This is a genomic window from Massilia sp. 2TAF26, from assembly GCF_052115005.1.
Taxonomy (GTDB): Bacteria; Pseudomonadota; Gammaproteobacteria; order Burkholderiales; family Burkholderiaceae_D; genus Telluria.
This window is the reverse complement of record NZ_JBFRFV010000063.1, coordinates 1-2,677: the sequence shown is the minus strand read 5'-3', so window position 1 is coordinate 2,677 and position 2,677 is coordinate 1. Positions and strand designations below refer to the sequence as shown.

Below are 2,677 nucleotides of genomic sequence, written 5' to 3'. Positions count from 1 at the left end.
ACATTGCTGAACTACTTGAAGCTGTACAACCACCACATTCCACAACGCGCCATCGACAATAAAACGCCTATCCTCGCACTCAAGGAATGGCAGCAGAAGCGCCCAGAATTATTCGTCAAACGCGTTTACGATCAAACGGGACTGGACAGTTAATTCCTATCTCTTGGTGATTATTATTGAATAGCACCGGAAAACATTTTTCCAGTTACTGAAAAGAAATTATACATGTCGTCTTTTGCGTCGCACAATACGGTGTAATTACTGCATTAAAATCCTTCTATATGCACATTTAATCGAATACATATACATATAAATAAGACCGGAAATGAAATCCATCTCCGGTCCTTTTTATATGCATGCAAGGATCGGATTCAACCCTGCCCCGGCGCCTGCTGCGCCAGTCCCCTGGCCATCGCATCGCGGATCAGGCTGCGCATGGTCTTGTCGGCGGCCTTGCTCTCCTGGTCCATCTGCTTGCCGAGCGCATCCATCTTCTTGCCCAGCGCGTCCATCGGCTTGCCGGCCTCGTTCATGCGCTTGCCGGCGGCGTCCATGCTGGCCTGAGCGCGGCGCTGCCCTTCGCTCTCATGCGCGGCGCGCATCTGCTCGCCCAGTGCGTTCATCTGCCGGCCGAGCGTGTTCATCCTGTCGTTCAGGCGGTCGCGCTCGCTGTCGCTGCCGGCCTTGCCGATCTGCTGGCCGAGGCTGGACATCTGCCGTCCCAGCTCGTTCATCTTGCGCTCCAGCTCGCGCACCCGCCCCTCGTCGGGCTGCATGCCGGCGGCGGCCTGCTCCATCTCCTTGCCGATGGCTTCCATGGCCTTGCCGTGCTTGTCCATTTCCTTGCCGTAGGCGTCCATCTGCTCGCCCAGCCGGTTGACCGGTTCCCAGGCCGCGTGCGCCCTGGCCAGCGTGTCGCGGTCCTGCACGATCCAGGTCTTGCCGCCGTCGCGGAACCACAGGAATTCGCCCTGGATGCTGCGCTTGAGCTGCTTGATCGACGGCCAGTCGGCGCTGTTGCCGGTCATATTGAAACCGTTGTCGCCCTCGCCCACCAGCGCATACGGCGCGTCGCGGCTATCCTGCTGCGTCACGTGCACACTCGATTTTTGCTGGACCGGCGCGGCCGCCGGCGTGGTGCCGGCATGGGCGTGGATGGCGGCCGTCAGGGCCAGGCCGAGGGCCGGCAGTGCCAGCTTCCAGTTGAAGGGTTCGGCATGCGGGCGAACCAGGCGTTTGATGCGAGACATGAGCGTTCCTCTTATTCCAAATGCCCCAGGGGCGAGTTGCGGGGTGGAGAGCTGGAACAGGTCCAGCTCGGATAATGCAAGCGCGAGACGCCGCGGTTCGCCCAGCGCGCTTGCGGCCAAATCGTCGGCGATCAGTTCCCGCTCGATCCGGATGCGGTGCGACAGCCACCACACGGCCGGGTGATAGAACAGCAGGATCTCGATCGCACTCTGTACCAGGTTGACCAGGTAGTCGTGGCGCCGCACATGGGCCAGCTCGTGCGCCAGCAGGGCCTCGAGCAGCTGCGGCGCCATGCCGGTGGCCAGCGAGGCCGGGACCAGCACCAGCGGGACTAGAGCCCCTGCCGTCACCGGACTGGCGAGGTCGTCCACCAGTCCGAGGATGACCTTGCGGACTATCCCCAGCCGCGGCGCCAGGCGGTCCAGCACGGCCTGCCACTCCGCGTCCAGCCGGTAGGCGCCGGGACGGCTGCGCCGGCGCACCCAGGCCAGGCCCAGCAGCAGGCGCACGGCCATCAACGCGGCCCCGGCCGACCAGCACAGGATCACCAGCGGCAGGCGCGGCTGCAGCGCCTCGCGCCAGTCCGCCAGTCGCCACCCGGCCGGCAGGTCGGCGCCATGGAGAGGACCGGCCGCCGCCTGCCCGGCGCCGGACGGCAGCGTTTGCAGCAGCGCGGACGGCAGCACAAGAATGCTGTCTGCGCCCTGCCCCGCCACGCGCGCCAGCATGCCGGCCAGCGGCAGCGCCGCGCACAGCAGCAGCGCGCTGCAGGCGACCAGGTAGCGCCACTGCGGACGCGCCCTGCTCAGCAGGCCCAGCAGCACGGCGGCGGCGCAGCCGACCAGCGCGCCCTGCCAGACGAAGTCCAGCAATGCCCAGGCCAGGCCGGACATCCAGGCCGCGGCGTTCATCGCGTTTCCTTCCAGTGATGCAGGCTCATGCGGGTTCCTTTCGACGGATTCAGAATAGGTCAGCTAGAAAAATTTGTCTAGAACTTTTTTTCTAGTTTTGGGCGCGTGATTGATGAGGGCAGGATAGGATCAGGTGGGAAGGAGAGCCAGCGTTCTGCGACAGGCTGCAGAATTGGCGGAGCAGGCGGAAAAAAGAAGGCCGGCTTGGTGCCGGCCTGACTTGCCCCCCGCCTTCGCGGGGGTGACGGTTCATACTGCGCGTGCCAGTGTCAGTACACCACCACCGAACGAATCGACTCGCCCTTCTTCATCAGCTCGAAGCCTTCGTTGATCTGGTCGAGGCGCAGGTGGTGGGTGATCAGGTCGTCGATGTTGATCTTGTTTTCCATGTACCAGTCGACGATGCGGGGCACGTCGGTGCGGCCGCGGGCGCCGCCGAAGGCCGAGCCTTTCCAGACGCGGCCGGTGACCAGCTGGAACGGACGGGTCGAAATCTCCTTGCCCGCTTCGGCCAC

The 2,677-nt window shown here is 63.8% G+C and carries 1 protein-coding gene and 2 pseudogenes; 1 reads left to right on the top strand and 2 read right to left on the bottom strand.

What is annotated here, in order from left to right; translation table 11 throughout:
* Positions 1–153: pseudogene (locus tag AB4Z32_RS27365) on the top strand (IS481 family transposase); the annotation flags it as partial.
* 218 nt (positions 154–371) lie between these two features.
* On the opposite strand, the gene AB4Z32_RS27360 reads toward AB4Z32_RS27365, so the two are convergent.
* Both AB4Z32_RS27360 and AB4Z32_RS27355 read right to left on the bottom strand, forming a co-directional pair.
* Positions 372–2,162 carry a M56 family metallopeptidase gene (locus AB4Z32_RS27360; RefSeq protein WP_442124968.1) on the bottom strand — a complete coding sequence of 597 codons (1,791 nt, stop codon included), beginning with the start codon at positions 2,160–2,162 and terminating at the stop codon, positions 372–374.
* 269 nt (positions 2,163–2,431) lie between these two features.
* A pseudogene (locus AB4Z32_RS27355) lies at positions 2,432–2,677 on the bottom strand (S-(hydroxymethyl)glutathione dehydrogenase); the annotation flags it as partial.

Excerpts from the sequence above, each read along its gene's own strand:
- AB4Z32_RS27360 (WP_442124968.1), bottom strand. The coding sequence starts at position 2,162 with ATGAACGCCGCGGCCTGGATGTCCGGCCTGGCCTGGGCATTGCTGGAC.